Origin of the sequence: Haloferula sp. (assembly GCF_049672945.1) — a bacterium.
Taxonomy (GTDB): Bacteria; Verrucomicrobiota; Verrucomicrobiia; order Verrucomicrobiales; family Akkermansiaceae; genus Haloferula.
This window is the reverse complement of the sequence record NZ_JBATWY010000183.1, coordinates 61,790-79,565: the sequence shown is the minus strand read 5'-3', so window position 1 is coordinate 79,565 and position 17,776 is coordinate 61,790. Positions and strand designations below refer to the sequence as shown.

Genomic DNA, 17,776 nt, shown 5'->3' with positions numbered 1-17,776 from the left:
GCATCCCAGACCGAGAAAATCGCTCAAGAAAGATGTGATCCGCCCTCATTTCGAAGCTCATCCACCAGATTCAGGAAGACCCGTAGATCCTTGTGCTCAAATCATCCGATTGTGGGACGGGCTCTAGGCTATGAGGAAATTCCGCGTGAGGCTCTCTTCCCAGCCTCACAAGCATTCAAGTCATACCGACAACGCGGAGTGAACAAATCATCACCCCTCTCTGATTTCTTTATTGGAGCCCACGCCGCCGCGCTTGGCATTCCCATTCTAACGCGTGATGTCGTACGATACCGCAGCTACTTCCCAGAGGTCGAACTCATTTGCCCGTAGAGCCGCACACCGGTCCCCTCACCTCTTCCGATAATTCACCATCTTCTTCGGCTTCGCATCTCCACCACCCTTCAACTGTGCCAGCTGATCCCGCAGGTGCGCGGCACGCTCGAACTCAAGCTTCGCAGCGGCCTCACGCATCTCTTTCTCCAATTCGGCGATCACCCGCACCTTGTCGTAAACCTCGTCATCGTCCGCCACCATCGAACGATTCATCTTCTCGGCATCCTCCCGCTGATTCGAGTAAAGCTGCAAACTCTCCTGCACCGCCCGTTTCACGCCGATCGGCGTAATTCCATGAAGCTCGTTATGCTCTGACTGACGGCGACGTCGATACTCGGTCACATCTAGTAGTTTCTGGATCGAATCCGTCACCACATCGCAGAACAACACACACTCGCCGTTGATGTGCCGTGCCGCACGCCCGGCGGTCTGAATCAGACTCGTCTCGTTCCGAAGAAAACCCTCCTTGTCCGCATCCAGAATGCAAACCAACGACACCTCCGGAAGGTCGAGACCTTCCCGCAGCAAGTTGATCCCCACGAGAATATCGAAAGCAGCCGCCCTGAGCTGGCGCAGGATCTCCACACGCTCGACCGCATCCACGTCCGCATGAATGTAGCGAACCTTCAGGCCCACTCCCTGAAGATACTCCGAAAGATCCTCAGCGGTCTTCTTCGTCAACGTCGTCACCAATACCCGTTCTCCCTTCTCCACGCGCTGACGGCAGAGCTCGATCGTTTCATCGATCTGTCCTTTCAGAGGACGCATGACCAGGGTCGGATCGAGCAGTCCTGTTGGACGGATGATTTGCTCCACCACCAGATCACGCCCCGCCTTGGTCGGATCAAAATCCTCGACCGCTTCGGCATTTCCACTGGTCTGAACCCGCAGTCTCTTCAGATCGATGTTGTCAAAACCCCGACCATCCTTGCGGCGTTTGACCGGGATGTAGCCCTTGTTCTCCGGCCTCGAATTCACGACCTCGAACGGCCCCGGCGTCGCCGAAACATAGAGCCGCTGACCCGTCATCTTCATGAACTCATCGAAGCGCAGAGGTCGGTTGTCCAGCGCACTTGGCAAACGGAAACCATGGTCCACCAGCACCGTCTTGCGGCTCTTGTCACCCTCATACATTCCACCGACCTGCGGAATCGTTGCATGACTCTCATCCATGATCGTTAGAAAGTCGTCGGGAAAAAAGTCCAGTAGCGTATAAGGCTGCGCCCCCGGCGGGCGGCCGGTGAGGTGACGCGAGTAATTCTCGATCCCCTGACAGAAGCCCATTTCACGCATCATCTCGATGTCGTAATCCGTCCGCATCCGCAAACGCTGCGCCTCGATCAACTTCCCCTGACTCTCAAATTCCGCCACCCGCTCATCCGCTTCCTTGCGGATCTCCACAATCGCCTTTTTCAGTTTGTCACCCGGCGTGACGAACTGTTTCGCAGGGAAAAACGTGTACTTGTCGATCTTGTCGATGGCCGCACCCGTCAGCGTGTCGATCGTGGAAATTCGATCAATCTCATCGCCAAAGAACTCCACCCGCACCGCCGTTTCATCGAGATAGGCCGGATGCACTTCAACAACGTCCCCCCGAACCCGGAACTTCCCCCGACCAAAGGCGATGTCGTTCCGCTCAAACAACATCCCGACCAGCTTCTCTAACAACTCATCCCGCTGGATCATCTGACCGACCCAAACCGGCACCATCATCCCCTCATAATCCTCCGGTGAGCCCAAACCGTAGATACAGCTCACGGAAGCAATCACGATCGTATCTTCACGCGTCAGCAGCGAGCCCATCGATGACAGCCGCAGACGTTCGATCTCATCATTGATGCTCGAGTCCTTCTCAATGTAGGTATCCGTCCGCGGAATGTAGGCCTCGGGCTGATAGTAATCGAAGTAGCTGACGAAGTATTCGACTGCATTGTTGGGAAAGAAATTCCTGAACTCTGAGTAAAGCTGCGCCGCCAGAGTCTTGTTGTGACTCATGATCAGCGCCGGCTTACCGATACGGGCAATCAGATTCGCCATCGTGAACGTTTTGCCCGAGCCCGTCACTCCGAGCAGCGTCTGATGCCGATTGCCAGCCTCGACCGACTTGACCAGCTTCTCAATGGCCTGGCGCTGATCTCCCATCGGCTTGTAATCACTGACCAGTTCAAATGGCATCGCCCTCCTTTAGTCGCGAAATCCCCATCCCGCAAGCCGGCCCCGGCAATCGCGACATCTTCCCTCGGCAGACCTGATCCATGGGCACAAAAAAGGCCGGGTAGAACCATGTCCTACCCGACCTATACTGCGGAGGGGGCTCCGCATTCTTGACTGCTCAAGCCCTGATGGACTTCAGCAGTCGGCGCCCTCCCTGAAGCCCTAGAAGCGACACCCCCAGCAGAGCTACGGTACTACCACCATCCGGAACGTGCTTCGCAGCATTCTGGCTGCGCGACTGGATGGTGGTTTGGGCCATTTCGACCCTGTAACTAAATTTCCCCTCGTTGCCTTTCATCGTGAAGGCAGCCAGCGTGTCCTTCATGCCTGCAGCTTTGGCGATTCCAAAGCCGGCAACAGTCACTGAACCATTCTGCGACGACGCGGCTGTGATCGAAAAGGGCTGGAAAGTGATGCCACCCTTCGCTCGCGGGCCCTTGGGGGAAGATGGCAGCTCGAATGATCGAAGATCACAGAACTGGAAAGACTCACCCCAAGAGCGTCCGCCTCCAATCAAATCCGCGAGCCTTCCGGCTTCCCCCCACGACTTTGAAAACGGACTTCCGAACGATACGGTCGAAACCTTGCCAAATGAACTTTGGCCAAAATTTCCAAACTTTGACTTCTTTGCCCCATCCCGAATGACAGCCGCCTCGCTGAACAAGGTCAGGCCGATGGCAATCGCTGCATGCAAGGACGCGATTCTAAAAAATGGTTTCACAAGGGGGGGGGAGCTTGGGGGGTTTAGCGAAAGTTCGCAGGTAAACTACATAAATATCACTCGATTCCAGAAAGCAATAACAATGCCAATAAAAAACCTATACGCTTAACACGCTTATCTTCAGCGAGTCGTGATGTAAACTTTTTTGCATCCACCGATCCGACCCTCAATAACTGTAAAGTATGTCGACACCTAATTCAGGAATCAGCTCAATACCCATACAATCTACTGAATACCAAAAGGTTGCGATATCCATCAAACTGGAAAGCCGGCCGACAACAGACCCAGCGTCAGCATCCGGCATCGGTCTGCCTAAGGTTTTGCGATCTGCTCCAACATCGATCGAGCGCGCTGTTCATTCTCAGTATCGATGCCCGTCTCAAGCGCCTGCCGAAGATGGGCGGAAGCTTCCTGATCTGCTCCTCCCGTTTTCAAAAGGGCCGCCCCAAAGTGGTAGGACTCGATTCCGTTGAGCTCCCGGCGCGAAGCAATCTCTTCGAAAAGTCGACGAGCTTCATCGTAGTCCTCTCTGAGGAACCGCAAACGCGCGACGAGCGCTGCATGCTCATCATCGTACCGGAGTTGCTCACGCGAGCCAGCGATCAAGGATTCCGCCTCATCGAGACCCTCTTGATTTTCCATCAGAAGCCTGGCCAGACCCTTTATGGCGGGATTGAATCCCGCAGCTCCTTCCAGCAACTTGCGATACGCGCTGATCGCGCCTCCTCGATTCCCGCGACACTCGAGGAAACGAGCTCTCGCCAGCATTGCTGGAGGATCATCTATCCCTCCTTCAAAACCTTCGATCAATGCCTGGCTCAAGGCTTCGGCATCATTAGGGTCCGCATTCGCAAGAACAAGAAACCGCTTCGCCGCTCTTCCCAATTCCGAGTCGTGCTCAGTCTCCAGAACCCGCTCCATTTGCGCTTTGGCCACATCTTCCTTCCCAAGAATATACGCAGCCCAACCCAAATCAAAATGGCAGTCGGCCCGATGCTCCAACCGCTCAATGCATTCACTCAACAGCCCGTAGGCCCACTCCTCACGCCCCAGGCGAAGGGCGGCCCTTCCCACAAGGGCGAGCACCTCGGCATCTTCGGGTGCCAGACTTCGCGCAAGCTCTGCTTCCCGCAAGGCCTGTTCAGGATCCGATAAAGGACCCAAATATAGAGTGGCCAATCGCAATCTAACAGGCAGCAGGTTGGGATACCTTTCTAACACTCGTTCATAAACCTTCCGGGCCTTCTCAACGCGCCCGTTTTCCTCCAAGGCCACGCCCAAAATCAAGCCAACGTGCTGATCGTTGGGCGTCTCCCGGAACATCGCTTCAAGTTTCTCAACCGACTCCACATTCGGTTCGCTACCCAACTCAAGCACCTCCAACTGGCGACGGGTATCGGCATCTTCCACAAACTCACGATTCAACTGAAGCGCACGCCTGAGGAGTTCCGAGGCTTCGTCGGCCCGCCCGACCATCGATGTTGCCAAGCCTGCATGATACAGGACCGATGGATCGTCTCCCAAGCGATCGATCGCCTCAATCAGCAGCCCGTAGGCCCGCCGACTATCGCCAAGGTTGAATACGATCCAACCCAGTGTGTCAGCAACAGCCGGGTCGTTCGGAGCATACGTCCTGGCTCGCTCGGCCAAGCGATACGCTTCATCCTCCGCTCCTTCAGAAGCAAGAATCACCGCAAGGTTGTTCAGTGCCGGGGCGAAATTGGGTTCACGTTCCAGCAGCGTTTCGTAGCAATGCTTTGCCTGCTTTAGCTTGCCCCGCGTCTGCTGAATTGCTCCCAGTTCCATCAATGCAACCGGGTTTTTCGGGTGACTTTCCAAATACCGCGCGAGACTCTCTGCCGCCTCGTTCAAACTCCCCCGAGAAACGTAGAGCGAGGTCAGAAGTCCATAGGCAGGCAGAAAACTCTCATTGAGCTCGATCGCCCGCCGAAGACCCGCCTCCGCCGAATCCCAGCGTTCCTCCTCCATGGCGACTGCCGCACTCAGGTAGTGCAGTTCCGCAACTTCCGGATTCGACCTCAGTTGTCGTTCGATCCGAGTTCGTCCCGCATCCTGATTTCCCTCCAAGAAATCCAACGAAGCGAGCTGATGGTTTACGGCGAGGCTTTCCGGTTCCAGAGCTTCGGCAAGCTCAAACGAATCCCTCGCCTCTTTCAATAGGTTCTGGGAACGCTGGAGGATCCCAAGATACAGATGTAACTCAACACTGTCGGAATCCCTTGAAATCTGACTCAGTAAGAGATCCATGGCCTCTTCGACTCGACCCTCCGCCCGGTATGCCTCGGCCAGCAACATGCCAGCCTCCAAGTGGTCAGGATGGCGCTCCCGATAGGCAAGCAATGAGTCAGAGACCGCTCCATAATCACCCAGAGACAATTTAAACCGCGCCCGAAGCAACGCGATGTCTTCGAAGTCCGGATTCAGTTCTTCAGCTCGCTCCAGTGCTTCAAGCCCCAACAATTGGTTGCCTGAGGCCAGATAAGCTTTGGCCAGGGCCAACTCGATTCCCGGACGGGGTGGATACTCTCGTCTGAGCACCTCCACCCGAGCCAATGCCATCTGATGATCACCTTCCGACATCCATTGCTCCACTTGGATTAATCCACCTTCAAGATCCAGTGGATCGAGCACAAAAATCCCAGCCAGAGCCGAATTCAATTCATCGGTATTCCCTTCATCACGGCAGATTCCGGCAAGCACACGCCAAGCTTTGAGATCGTCGCCGACCTCACTCAGGTAGGAACTCAACAAGGTCTTTGCTTCTTCCCACTTCCCAAGCTGATGAAGGAACGAGGCATACGCAATTCGAGTATCATCGAATGCCCCGGCGTCCTCTGAGGCAAGCCGAAACGACTCCTCCGCAGCAAGCTGGTCGCCGACAGCTTGCCTAAGCCCCCCTTGCAGGAGGAGCGCCTCCTTGGATGACGGATTGAGACCAAGCACCTCGTTGATCAGCTTCCCTCCATCCTCCAGATTACCCAATCGCAAGGCGATCACCGCCGAAGCCACCTGCTTCGCCTCGCCATCAGGCACTCTTCCAGAGCCGAGCAATTCCATGGTCTCAACGAGATCTTCACGGATCAGTGAAGTCTCGGCCAAAAGTAGGATCGCCCGCTTCCGGCCAGGGTCTTGTTCAATGACCGACATCAACTCCCGCCTCGCCTCCCCTACCATCCCGAGTCCGAACAAGGCTTCTCCCAGCTGCACTGATAACTCATGATCGTTGTAACCAAGCTCACGCGCCCTCAACAGGAAGCGGACAGCCTTCAATCCAGAGCCACGCTTCAACCAGAGTTCACCAAGCCTTCTGGCCGCATGACGGTTGCGGGAATCAATCCGAAGCGCATTCCTGAACTCAATCTCGGCACTACGATAATCCTCCGCCTTGAAGAACTCCTCGCCTGCTTCAGTGTGTCTCCTCAAGGTCGATTCCTCACTACATGAAGCAAAGAGAACAGCGGTAACGATGGCAACGATGATTCCAATTATCGGCCTCATGGTAATCATTCACGAAACAGTCCCAACCCTATTTCAAACGGCAACTCACAAAGGAAATCAGCCCCTCGAAATCCCGAGCTTGTTCATCAACTCGTAGAAGGTCGGACGACTCACACCCAACTCTCTCGCAGCCGCAGCAATCTTGTTGCCGTTGCGGTCGAGCGCTTTCCGAACCAGCTCAACTTCGAGTCGCTCGCGGGCCTCCCTCAATGTCTCACCAAGCGGAATCTCAAGCTCCAGGTCCGCCACGTCGATCCGCTTTCCCTCAGCCATAATCACTGCCCGCTGGACACGATTCTGGAGTTCTCGGACATTGCCTGGCCACGGATGAGCCACGATTTCCCTCTCCGCCTTCTGATCAAAGTGCAGCCCAGCACGCCCGTCTCTTGCCGCAAAGCATCGGAGGAAATCGTTCGCCAGCAGCAACACATCCCCACCTCTTTCCCTTAGCGGCGGGATCTTGCAAACGACCACTGCCAACCGAAAATACAGGTCCTCCCGGAATCGTCCGTCTTCGATGGCTTTGGTCAGATCGACATGCGTGGCTGCAAGCACTCTCGTATCAACCGCAATTTCCTTCCGTCCTCCAACTCGTTGAATCTTTTTCTCCTGCAGGAACCGTAGCAACTTCACCTGAACCGGTCCGGGCAAGTCGCCGATTTCATCAAGAAAGAGTGTCCCGCCCGCAGCCGCCTCGATCAACCCGATCCGCTGGGAATCCGCACCAGTAAAGGCCCCCTTCTCATACCCGAACAGCTCACTCTCAATCAGGCTTTCCGGGATCGCATTGCAGTTGATCGCCACGAATGGCGCATCAGGAGTTCCACCGCTCCGATGAATCGCATTCGCAACCATCTCTTTCCCCGTTCCACTTTCACCAAGGATCAGAATGGGGGCTGATGACTTCGCAACCTTCATGATGGTGCGGAAGACTTCCTGCATCGGTTCACTGCGACCGAGGAGACCTTCAAACATGTCCGGCCGCTCAGAAGACTCCAGTTTCAGATACTCCCGCTCCAGTCCTGAAACAAACATGCACCGCTGAAGAAGCAGCTTCAATTGCTCAAGATCCACTGGCTTACACAGGAAATCGTAGGCTCCCGCCCCAATCGCACGGACCGCATTTTCACGATCACTCTGCCCGGAAACCACGATGAACTTGACGGTCCTGTCGAGGCTCATCAGCGACGACAAGGTCAACATCCCTTCAACCATGTTGCTTGGGCTCGGCGGCAACCCCAGATCGAGAATGACGACGTCGGGGCTGTGCTTGCGGAAAGAATTGATCGCACTCTCGCGATCAGCGGCGAGCGACACCTCGTAATCACCGGAGATCGCCCACCTCATCTGGGTCCGGATCTCCTCGTCATCGTCAATTACAAGAACCTTCGGTTTCATGATGCTACTCGGAAATCTTCTGGGGCCAAAAGGGCTGGGAACCAGAGAGTCACCTGGGTTCCAACACCTTTCTCACTCACCACACGGACTCCACCCTGATGTCCATCCATGATCTTCTTACACTGAAACATTCCAATACCCAAGCCCTTGTTCTTTGTGGAACTGAAAGGCCTGAACAACTCTTTTCTAACAAACTGCTCATCCATGCCCACACCATTGTCAGACACCACGATCTGCACCTGATCGGCCTCGGACCGCGCCTCAACGAAAACCCGTCCCGCCTTCACACTCGCTTCCTTGGCATTCACAATCAGGTTCACAATCACGCTTCTTATCGCCTGCCTGTCGATCAGGAGTTCCGGCAACTGCTGGATATCTGATTCCAACAAAAGGCCGCCTGAGAATTCCGATCCCAATTCATCGAGGATCCCTCTGATCAGCTCGTCGAGGCGACACCTTTTTCGGATAATCTGATGCTCCTGCCGAAGACTACTGAGATTGACGATCATCTTGTTGATTCTCTCCGTCGTTCGCCCGATCGCCCGGACCGCATCTCCGCGAAATTCCGGGTCATCAAAATGCACCGGAAGATTCTGAAGCATCAGGCTCAGACTGTTGGCCGCATTCTTGAGATCGTGTACAAAAAACGTCGACAAGGTCTGGAAGGCCTCCAACTCCTTCGCCTGGAGAACCTCCTCGGTCAGGGAGCAGTTCAGCAGTCCAGCGGCAAGCTGGTCTCCAATGCAGGAAAGTAGATCGAACTCTTCATGACTGTAGGGGACACCATTCACCCGATCAGATAGGGCGACGATTCCCACCAGACGATCCCCGGTCCTCAAGGGCAGAATCACCCGGTTTCCACCATGTTCGAAATTTTGTTCGAACGCATCAAGAAATGCCTTCGCCCAGACTCCTGACTCACGATCGAGATCGAAAGGAGCCGACTTTTCCCTCAGGGAGGCCTCCATCTCCTCGGTGAGGGTAACTGATGAAGACGGTGTTACCGTCGTCGCGGTCGAATAGAGCCAGCTCAATTCCCTGCCATCCAAGGAGAGCCGAAGCACGGAAACACCGAGAACATGAAAGTTCTCCGAAATCACTCCAGCAGCACTTTTCCCCAACTCCCGAGCATCAAGCACGCTCGAGGTCCCTCTCGTAAAGTCAGTCCAGAGTTTGAGAAAGTCGTGCTCGGGACGTTTGAGATGACGACTGACGAATCGCTGAAGCCATGAACGAACGCGATCCGAAAGCAGCAGAATTGTCAGACCAACAAGCCCCAGCAGAATGAGTAAAGCCTTGGCCGGAAGGCTAGCAGCACCACCAAGGAACCCGATGACTTGGGCAAGTAGTCCAACGAGAAGGAAGTAAGTCCCAACCAGAACAACCGTCAGCGAGCCTTGGAGGAATGCTCTGGACGGATAGATGTCGAGATTGTCAAAACTCGATCGGCTATGACCGACACCCATCAGTGCACAGCCAAAGATCAACGAACCACTCCCGAAGTAGGCAAGTGGCTCATGGGATCCCGAATAGAGCAGCGATTGACTTAGCTCGTAGATCCTCAGGCCGAAGATCAAGCCGGCTCCCAGAAAGAGGTACTTGATTCTCCAACGGGCCATACCCACTGAAGTCCGGAAGGTCTTCTCGATGTTGATTAAAACGCACAGCGTCGCCAGAAGCAGGACGATGTTGTAGAGCTTACCGAGTGGTGTGTATTGAGCCACTCCTCCATCCGCAAATTCCAACAAGGGTCCAAAGAAACCCGAAATCAGAACGATGGGAATCACCCAGACCGCGAGCACCAACCATTTCCATCGGGCGAGAAACTCCCAACGATTCCCCCGAGCATAGATCAAGCTGAAGACCAGCCAAACTCCAGGGATCAGAGCCTCCGCGACCCAAAGCCATCCAGCAGCGCCTTGGGATTCGGATGTCGACTCACCAGCGGCACCCTGCCATGCCTGAAGCCACTGCTCCAAGCCCAGCAGCAGCATGCCCAGTAGGAAAACCCAGCTAGCCACCCCGCGCGGACGAAGCGCTGCGGCTGCTGATCCAACTCCAACACTCAGCACACCCGCGATCCACTGAGCACTTTCCTCCATGATCGTCTAATGCTGACAATCGATGCCAAAACTGACAACAAGACTGCCCATGATTCTCAAGGGTTCCACTGAATCTACCGTTCCATGTAAACCATTCGAATAGGACCACTAGTTCCGCCTGGAGGTGACTAAATGAGGGCGAACCTACCAGTTGCTCCGCTCGACGAAGACCACGTCATAAGGTCTCAGGTAGAATGCCTGACTCTCGTAACCGCGAATCGGATCTGCCAAATTGAGAACATAGCGCTTTTGCTTACCTCCCTCAGTGCGGAGGATGTAGACCTTCTTCGGATTGGCCAACTTTGAGAACCCACCAACTTCCATCACCGCTTCAAGCGCGGTAATCGAACGGTCCAGTGGTAGCTTTCCCGGGTTACCAACTTCACCCGTCACGTAGACCGCTGCGGCCGGTTCCTCGACGCTGACGAAAACCGTAGGATCAGTCAGATGCGCCTCATAGGAAGACGTCAGCGAAGCCTGAAGCGAACTGGGGGCCCGACCAGCAGCATTGACCATTCCCACCAATGGCAGACCAACCCGGCCATCAGGTTGAACTTTCTGAACCTGGTTGTATTCCGGAGCACCCGGGAACGTGAAACTGACCTTGTCGCCCACCGACATCGTGCTCGACGGCGTCGCCACATACTCATTTGAAGGAATTTCGTAGCTGGTGGCCGAGGTGTTGCACGAGGCAAAACAGGCCACCATTCCAAGGCCAAGAATGGACAACCCAAGACGAATGGAGTCCCGGGGATCCTGCTCCTTGGCACGGATTGACCTCGCGTTTTTGAATCGAAGCAGAACAAGCCGAATCTTTGGAAATAGCGCTTTCATTAATTTAGGGGGGTTGGGGATGGGGGAAGAGGACTTCATCGAGAGCATGTTAATCTGCCAAAACACGACTCTGTCGCGTCATTGCCCGGGCAAAAACTGCCCTCGAAGCGAATCCAAGTCACTCCAATTCTTCAGATCCTCCGCCATCACGTAGGGTCTCCCAAATTCGAGAATGACCCGAAATCGCTTATGCTCAAAGCCGTAACAGAGGATCCAAATACCGGCTTTCCTAACAATCACCTTTTGGATTTGACGCTCAGGTTTCGCCACCTATATCCCCCTGCAGACCCATAGATTCAACGTTTCCGGCACCTTTTCGTAGTTTTACCAAGAGCTCTATTTGAAGATTGCCTCCCGCTGGAAGCACCCTATTTTCCATGGTCATCTTAATATTTTTAAAATCTTAAGTATTGCACCCCAAAGCTGTTTTCTTTTAAAAAATTTTATTGTCAACCTTCCCTTAATATGAATATTCCTTTCTCATGTCCCAAGGGCGCCTCTCTTTTTTGAAAAGTTCTTTCCTTAGGCTTTGCCTGTTCTCCGTTGCTCTCGCCTGCTGCCAGACGGCGTCTGCGAGGTCCAGTTCTGGAAGCATCTTTGTCGCTTGGGACCCAAATCCCGAAGCTGAAGTCGTCGGCTACAAGATCCACTACGGAACCGTCAGTGGTGAGTATCAAGAGACCGTCGACGTCGGTCTGTCGACGAGCGCCGAACTCGTTACACTGGAACCGCAACGACTTCACTACTGCGCGGTAACAGCGTATGATGCCCAAGGGCTTGAGAGTGACTACTCCGAGGAACTGCCGGTGGTTTACTATCCGAACTCCGCGGGGTCTGACTCCCCCGGAGGCGGCATCATCATCTTGAATCCTGATCTTGGCACCATCTTCTCCAACGGGGGCTCCCCAACGGCATCGTCACTTCAAACAAAGACGCTAAGTCTCGACTTCAGCGCCAATGAGGGCACCTACTCACTCTGGGCCCGCGTCCGCTATCCGGCAAGCCCTTCGGCCTTGCCCGTGGCACTCGATGACTCTCCGAGCGGTTCTCTTTCACTGCCATCCAATGCGGCCTCGATCGCATCCGGATCGCAACCCGACCTAACTTGGAGTCGTCTGGTTTCCTCCGCAGGAAACCCGGCCACTTTTGGACTCTCTCAGGGCACCCACAGCCTCAAGATCAGTAACATCGTCGAGGGTATTGAAATCGATCGTATCGTGCTCTCGAACAATGCTTTCTTCACCCCTTCGGACGCCATCCGGAAATCGGGCGATGCCGTCTCGATCATCAAGCAACCCCAGGCGCAAATTGAGTCCCTCGAGGGTGAACTGGTCGTACTTGAGGTTGAGGTGGTTTCGACGGGCCCAACTCAGTATCAATGGTTCAAGGACGGGATTGCCCTTCCTGAAGAGACCCGAGCAGCACTTAGCATCACCGCGATTGAACCAGAACAGGCTGGCAGCTACACCGCCCTGATCACCTCAGGTCAGGCGTCATCAGCTACTGGAAGAAGTTCAGTGATCGTCGTCCAGACCCCATTCGAAGTCACTAGCATGCTCGTCGGGTCAGGAAATTCCATCCAGTTCGAGGTGCTCGGGAAAATCGGCTCGGTGATCTCGGTTTACGGATCCGTCGACCTCAAGAATTGGAGTCTCGTCTCGGTCGAATACAACGAAACAGGCACAATCACGGTATCAGATCCGGAGATCGCTGATCATCCGAAGCGATTCTACCGCCTCGAAGCTCCTTGAGTTTCGGCACCCCTTGGAGCCGTCAGGTTTCTCATCGGCTTTGGTTCGACTTCGAAAGCCATCTTGTCTCAAGCTTTCCAAGCATCAAGGCGATCAAGAGCAGGGGGATAAGGGAAGCCGCGAAAAAGAACGGTCCTCCTTTCCGGTGAATCCAGCCATCAATGAGCTCTGGTCCCTCTTCGACACAAAGCCAGCCAATGACAGCGATTCTCACCGCATTCCTCAAAACGCCTAGTGGCAGCACCACCGCCACCAGGATAAGGCGCGAAGGCAGAGTCCTGAGGAAGAGGTAGCCCGCGAGAACACTGGTAATCAGAAGAACCCAGGAAGAACGAATCCCACTGCACTCCTCGGCAACTTCCAACGTCACTCCCGGAAGTTCAAGAAGCTGCCCCTCTCGAAACACGGGAATACCCCCCAGTCTTAAAATCATTTCCGATACCTGGGCCGAAGCAGTGATGAGCCACTGTTCGAGACCCTGCTCGACGACTTCTGGCATCGGAAGCATGAAGCTCAGAAACGCCAGCGGGAAAAAAGCAGAGCGAACCCACCCCAGACCGAAGAACGTGAGGGTGAGAGCCCACACCCCGGCGAGGAAAAAGCCGAGTTGCAACGAAACGTGATGCACCCCGGTGTTGAAAGCTTGATTGGATAATCCAAACAACCAACCACCAAGGCACAATCCCAACATGGGAAGGCCAAGCCAGAGTGTTGAGCAAAACCCTCCATTGTTGCTTTTCCGTTCAGTGACGATCAGGAAAATCGTTACAACAGGGATGATCAGTGTATGCGAATGCAGGTTCGAACGAAGCGCCAATTGAAACCAATCGGTAAGCCCTCCAACGAACAGGCAACAAAGAACAAAGAGGCCAGCTACGAATCCAAGAAGTCTCCTCCGTGCCGCTCGGACATCACTACTTTTGAGAACCCGCTTCACTTGGTTATTCCCTGAAGGAGGCCTCACCCGAGGATAAGCGAAACAGCAAAACAAGGCTCCATGCGAAGGAAATTCACATGGAATTGAAGTCCAGAGCGCTAAACCCCCTTCTCGATGTAGTCACTCCAGTCTTCAGGCAATGGCGCCGCCTCGATTCCACTCTGGATTCGGCCCTCCCAGTGGGGATTGAACGAAGTACTGGTGCCATACACCATAAGCAGATCCTCGTTCCCGATGTTTCGCAAGGCATGGGCAACTCCAGGCGGAATCACGACCGCCGCGTTATCTGGCCCAGGACGACTGTCGCCAGGGATGATGAAACGCATGACCCTACGGGGCATTCCAGCCCGCTCATCGATAAGAATCATTTCGCAAATACCAGTGAGGAAAAACATCACATCCCATTGCTCTTTGTCATAGTGTCGCAGCGAATAGTTCTCAGGATCTTCAAGGAAAGCCGTCTTGAATACCTCAGAGGGTTCAACACCTTCCGGAATGAAGGGAGGATGAATGTGAAAACCCTTGGCACTCTCGCGATGCATCAATGCCGATGCCCATTGCTTCGGAACCAAACCAATGTGATTTAGTACTCCCTCCGATATCCTGGTTAACTCGGCGAAATAGCCTCTCCCCTTCTGCTGGAATACCCGCCGAGGAAACATTTCAACACCCGGAATCCAGACCTCGCCAAGCTCCTCCCGGCCAGCCATCGCCTCTGATGCCTGCACCCCAGACGATCCAAGCCGTCCAGCCAAATCCGCTACAGTATAATCCCGCGTTTCCAGCAGCTCCCTGGCTGATGATTTCAGACCAATCCAAGCGTAGTCTTTCGTGTCATTCATTCGATATTAGGGGATAGTGGTTTTCTCAAAGCCTCGCGAGATACTGCCCATAGGCGGACTTGCTGTATTTTGCGATCGATTCTTCCAGCTTCGCCCGATCAATCCGGCCCTGGAAATAGGCGACCTCCTCTGGACAAGCAATCTTTAGACCCTGCCGTTGCTGAATGACCTGAACGAACTGAGTGGCGTCTGCCAGCGCATCGGGGGTTCCGGTGTCCAACCATGTGGTACCCCGGCCGAGCAACTCGACCTTGAGCTTACCTTGGTCCAAATACATCCGGTTCAAGTCAGTTATCTCCAACTCACCCCGCGCCGAGGGCTTCAGCTGCTTGGTCATATCGACGACGTTCTCATCAAAGAAATAGATACCTGGAACCGCATAATTCGACTTTGGAGAACTCGGCTTTTCTTCAAGAGAAAGGACATTCCCACTACTATCGAACTCAACCACCCCGTATTGCTCGGGCTCGTTGGTGTGATATCCGAAAACCGTGGCTCCCTCGAGATTTTTCGAAGCATTCAACAGGGAGACTCCAAGCTCATGACCGTAAAACAGATTATCCCCCAGAGCTAGGCAGACCGGCTCACCGGCAAGAAACTCTTCCCCGATCAAAAATGCCTGGGCGAGGCCCTCTGGCTTCGGTTGGACCGCAAACGAAATATCAAGTCCCCATTGGGATCCATCACCCATAAGCTCTTCAAACTTTGGCAAGTCGTGCGGCGTCGAGATGACCAGGATCTCCGTGACCCCCGCAAGCATAAGCACGGTTAGCGGATAGTAGATCATCGGCTTGTCGTAGATGGGAATCAACTGCTTGCTGACCGAGTGGGTCATCGGCCAAAGCCGGCTCCCGGTTCCACCCGCAAGAATGATTCCCTTTCGAAGACTCTGTTCTTCCTTAGAAAGCCGGAGCTTGTTTTTTTCAATCTCAATCATGATCCAATCACTCTCCTATTCCGAGACGCTCCCCACGGTAACTTCCGCTTTCAATCGCGTCGATCCACTCTTCGTTATCGAGATACCACTGGACCGTCTTTCGCAAGCCGCTGGAGAAGGTTTCTAGAGGCTCCCAGCCCAGTTCGTTGGAAATCCTCGAGGGGTCAATAGCATAGCGGCGATCATGCCCCGGCCGATCAGTAACGAAGGTAATGAGTTCGTCAGCCGTCCCAACATTGACTTCGGGAGCAAGTTCGCGAACCGTCTCAATAAGAGCCTTCACCACATCGATGTTCTTCATCTCGCATTTGCCACCGATGACATAAGTCTCTCCAGGTCTGCCCGAAGCCGCAGCTGTCGAGATTCCGCGGCAATGATCCCCGACATAGAGCCAGTCACGAATGTTCGAACCATCGCCGTAGACTGGAAGCGACTCGCCCCGAAGCGTCTTCTGAATCATGAGAGGCAGTAGTTTCTCGGGAAACTGATACGGTCCATAATTGTTGGAGCAATTCGTTGTGACGACCGGCACTCCATAGGTGTGGAAATATGCCCGCGCGAGGTGATCACTCCCCGCCTTGGATGCGCTGTAGGGGCTGTTCGGCGCATAGGGCGTGGTCTCGCAGAATGCCGGATCATCCGCTCCAAGCGATCCATAGACTTCATCGGTGGATACATGCAGGAACAGACAATTGCCTCCCTCATGAAGACCCTTGCCATAATTGCTGGACTTCGCACGGCCACTCTCGATGACGTGCTGCTTGAACGCTTCAAGCATTCTGAAGGTGCCCACGACATTGGTCATGATAAATTCCTCCGGTCCATCGATCGAGCGATCCACATGGGACTCCGCAGCCAGGTGCATCACCACATCAATATCATGCTCCTTGAGCACCTCCGCCACACGATTTCCATCACAGATATCTACGGCAGCAAGATGATGTCTGGGATCACCTTTCCAACGCGCAAGGTTCTCCCTGTTTCCAGCATAGGTAAGCTTGTCCAAGGTCACAACCTTGTCGACGATCAGGCCTTCAGGCAAACCATCACCTCCCAACAAAAGGTGCACGAGATTACTTCCAATAAAACCAGCTCCACCGGTTACGAGTATGTTCATAAGATTGGTATCTAAAACTAACAGCGCTCTTTTGCCTCCAAATGCCCAAGGAGACTCATGAAGCCTTGGGTGTTTCAACAAATAATTCCATCGAACTCAAATGATCACTCAATGCGCTCTCCCAGCTCCGCGGTCTGACACCGGTCAACTCACAATAGAGGCTGTTGTCAAGGGCGCTCATCCGAGGGCGTTTCGCCACAAACGCCGCGATATCCTCCATTCGATTCACTCCGATCGTGCGCGTCCGTAGCTCAGCGCCCGCATTCGTCGCTTCGTCGAGACAGAACTGGCCCCACTCTCGCCAGGAGCAAGAGCCCGAATTGCACAAATGAACGATTCCTTTAGCAGATTCTGCGCCTTCAAGACCCAGTAATGGCTCAAGGTACGCCGCCACATCTTCACTTGCCGTGGGACTTCCAATTTTCTCCGCTGGAAGAGCCAGTGTGTCGTTCATGGTCGCCTGACGGATGATCCACTCCGGGAAGGCCGGGCTAGCTGCCCCATAAAGCCAGGAAACGCGTACCACCAAGTTTTCACCGGAAGCCGCAAGCACCATTTGCTCCCCCTTCAATTTCGAAGCACCGTAAACACTGATCGGATTCACCTTATCACCCTCGCGATAGGGTCGGTCGCCGCTGCCATCAAAAACAAAGTCAGTACTGATGTAGACGACCTTGATGCCGTGCTCAGCACAGACCCTCGCAATCTTCCCTGGACCCTCCGAGTTGATGCTGTACGCAAGTTCCTTGTTCTTCTCGCAATCATCCACAGCCGTCATCGCTGCAGTGATCACGACCATATCAAGCTTGCAATTGAGAACGAGTTCTTCAATCCCGCTTGGATTGGAAAGATCGAGCTGATCCCGTGTAATGGCAATCGGCTGCGCCAGAGCCGAAAATCGGGAAACAACCGCCTGGCCCAGTCGACCGTTGGCACCAATGACTCCGATACGAAGTGACCTTTTGAGGGGCGAAATAGGGGTGTTAGAGGGCTCGGACTTCATTCAATTTGGGGGGCAAGGGACTGAAAGCAGATGCGGGGGAGACATCGTCTAGACCAGGGATAATTGCA

The 17,776-nt window shown here is 54.3% G+C and carries 12 protein-coding genes; 1 reads left to right on the top strand and 11 read right to left on the bottom strand.

The genetic code is table 11. From position 1 onward, the window contains the following. Positions 1-348: 348 nt before the first annotated feature. From WBG04_RS16885 to WBG04_RS16860, 6 genes are all read right to left on the bottom strand, one after another. On the bottom strand, positions 349-2,508 hold the full coding sequence (locus WBG04_RS16885) for an excinuclease ABC subunit UvrB (protein ID WP_424315820.1): 2,160 nt from the start codon (positions 2,506-2,508) through the stop codon (positions 349-351). Positions 2,509-2,665: 157 nt separating this feature from the next. Then, on the bottom strand, positions 2,666-2,872 hold the full coding sequence (locus WBG04_RS16880) for a VPDSG-CTERM sorting domain-containing protein (protein ID WP_424315818.1): 207 nt from the start codon (positions 2,870-2,872) through the stop codon (positions 2,666-2,668). A gap of 708 nt (positions 2,873-3,580) precedes the next feature. After that, positions 3,581-6,787, bottom strand: a complete 3,207-nt coding sequence (locus WBG04_RS16875) for a tetratricopeptide repeat protein (protein ID WP_424315816.1) — start codon at positions 6,785-6,787, stop codon at positions 3,581-3,583. 57 nt (positions 6,788-6,844) lie between these two features. Then, positions 6,845-8,185, bottom strand: a complete 1,341-nt coding sequence (gene prsR / locus WBG04_RS16870) for a PEP-CTERM-box response regulator transcription factor (RefSeq protein WP_424315815.1) — start codon at positions 8,183-8,185, stop codon at positions 6,845-6,847. Next, positions 8,182-10,287, bottom strand: a complete 2,106-nt coding sequence (gene prsK / locus WBG04_RS16865) for an XrtA/PEP-CTERM system histidine kinase PrsK (RefSeq protein ID WP_424315813.1) — start codon at positions 10,285-10,287, stop codon at positions 8,182-8,184. Before prsK ends, prsR begins: the two co-directional genes overlap by 4 nt. A gap of 144 nt (positions 10,288-10,431) precedes the next feature. After that, positions 10,432-11,121, bottom strand: coding sequence for a polysaccharide biosynthesis/export family protein (locus tag WBG04_RS16860; RefSeq protein WP_424315811.1), 690 nt, complete (start codon positions 11,119-11,121; stop codon positions 10,432-10,434). 506 nt (positions 11,122-11,627) lie between these two features. Here WBG04_RS16860 and WBG04_RS16855 point away from each other — a divergent pair. Beyond that, complete coding sequence (locus tag WBG04_RS16855) at positions 11,628-12,872, top strand: fibronectin type III domain-containing protein (protein ID WP_424315809.1); 1,245 nt, start codon at positions 11,628-11,630, stop codon at positions 12,870-12,872. 31 nt (positions 12,873-12,903) lie between these two features. On the opposite strand, the gene WBG04_RS16850 is transcribed toward WBG04_RS16855, so the two are convergent. The 5 genes from WBG04_RS16850 to rfbD all read right to left on the bottom strand — a co-directional run bounded on the left by WBG04_RS16850 (position 12,904) and on the right by rfbD (position 17,708). Then, positions 12,904-13,809, bottom strand: coding sequence for an exosortase/archaeosortase family protein (locus WBG04_RS16850; RefSeq protein WP_424315807.1), 906 nt, complete (start codon positions 13,807-13,809; stop codon positions 12,904-12,906). A gap of 98 nt (positions 13,810-13,907) precedes the next feature. Next, positions 13,908-14,651 carry a hypothetical protein gene (locus WBG04_RS16845; protein ID WP_424315805.1) on the bottom strand — a complete coding sequence of 248 codons (744 nt, stop codon included), beginning with the start codon at positions 14,649-14,651 and terminating at the stop codon, positions 13,908-13,910. Positions 14,652-14,676: 25 nt separating this feature from the next. Next, positions 14,677-15,588, bottom strand: coding sequence for a glucose-1-phosphate thymidylyltransferase RfbA (gene rfbA / locus WBG04_RS16840; protein WP_424315803.1), 912 nt, complete (start codon positions 15,586-15,588; stop codon positions 14,677-14,679). A gap of 7 nt (positions 15,589-15,595) precedes the next feature. Next, the gene (gene rfbB / locus WBG04_RS16835; protein WP_424315801.1) at positions 15,596-16,705 is read right to left on the bottom strand and encodes a dTDP-glucose 4,6-dehydratase; all 1,110 of its coding nucleotides are present in this window, start codon (positions 16,703-16,705) and stop codon (positions 15,596-15,598) included. Between the two features lie 55 nt (positions 16,706-16,760). Beyond that, entirely contained in the window at positions 16,761-17,708 is a 948-nt protein-coding gene (gene rfbD, locus WBG04_RS16830) for a dTDP-4-dehydrorhamnose reductase (RefSeq protein WP_424315799.1), read from the bottom strand. Positions 17,709-17,776 lie beyond the last annotated feature (68 nt).

What these genes read in the sequence shown, in the direction of transcription:
- WBG04_RS16875 (WP_424315816.1), bottom strand. Translation starts at nt 6,787, where the DNA reads ATGAGGCCGATAATTGGAATCATCGTTGCCATCGTTACCGCTGTTCTC.
- prsK (WP_424315813.1), bottom strand. Translation starts at nt 10,287, where the DNA reads ATGGAGGAAAGTGCTCAGTGGATCGCGGGTGTGCTGAGTGTTGGAGTT.
- rfbA (WP_424315803.1), bottom strand. Translation starts at nt 15,588, where the DNA reads ATGATTGAGATTGAAAAAAACAAGCTCCGGCTTTCTAAGGAAGAACAG.
- WBG04_RS16885 (WP_424315820.1), bottom strand. Translation starts at nt 2,508, where the DNA reads ATGCCATTTGAACTGGTCAGTGATTACAAGCCGATGGGAGATCAGCGC.
- prsR (WP_424315815.1), bottom strand. Translation starts at nt 8,185, where the DNA reads ATGAAACCGAAGGTTCTTGTAATTGACGATGACGAGGAGATCCGGACC.
- WBG04_RS16860 (WP_424315811.1), bottom strand. Translation starts at nt 11,121, where the DNA reads ATGAAAGCGCTATTTCCAAAGATTCGGCTTGTTCTGCTTCGATTCAAA.
- WBG04_RS16845 (WP_424315805.1), bottom strand. Translation starts at nt 14,651, where the DNA reads ATGAATGACACGAAAGACTACGCTTGGATTGGTCTGAAATCATCAGCC.
- WBG04_RS16880 (WP_424315818.1), bottom strand. Translation starts at nt 2,872, where the DNA reads ATGAAGGACACGCTGGCTGCCTTCACGATGAAAGGCAACGAGGGGAAA.
- rfbB (WP_424315801.1), bottom strand. Translation starts at nt 16,705, where the DNA reads ATGAACATACTCGTAACCGGTGGAGCTGGTTTTATTGGAAGTAATCTC.
- rfbD (WP_424315799.1), bottom strand. Translation starts at nt 17,708, where the DNA reads ATGAAGTCCGAGCCCTCTAACACCCCTATTTCGCCCCTCAAAAGGTCA.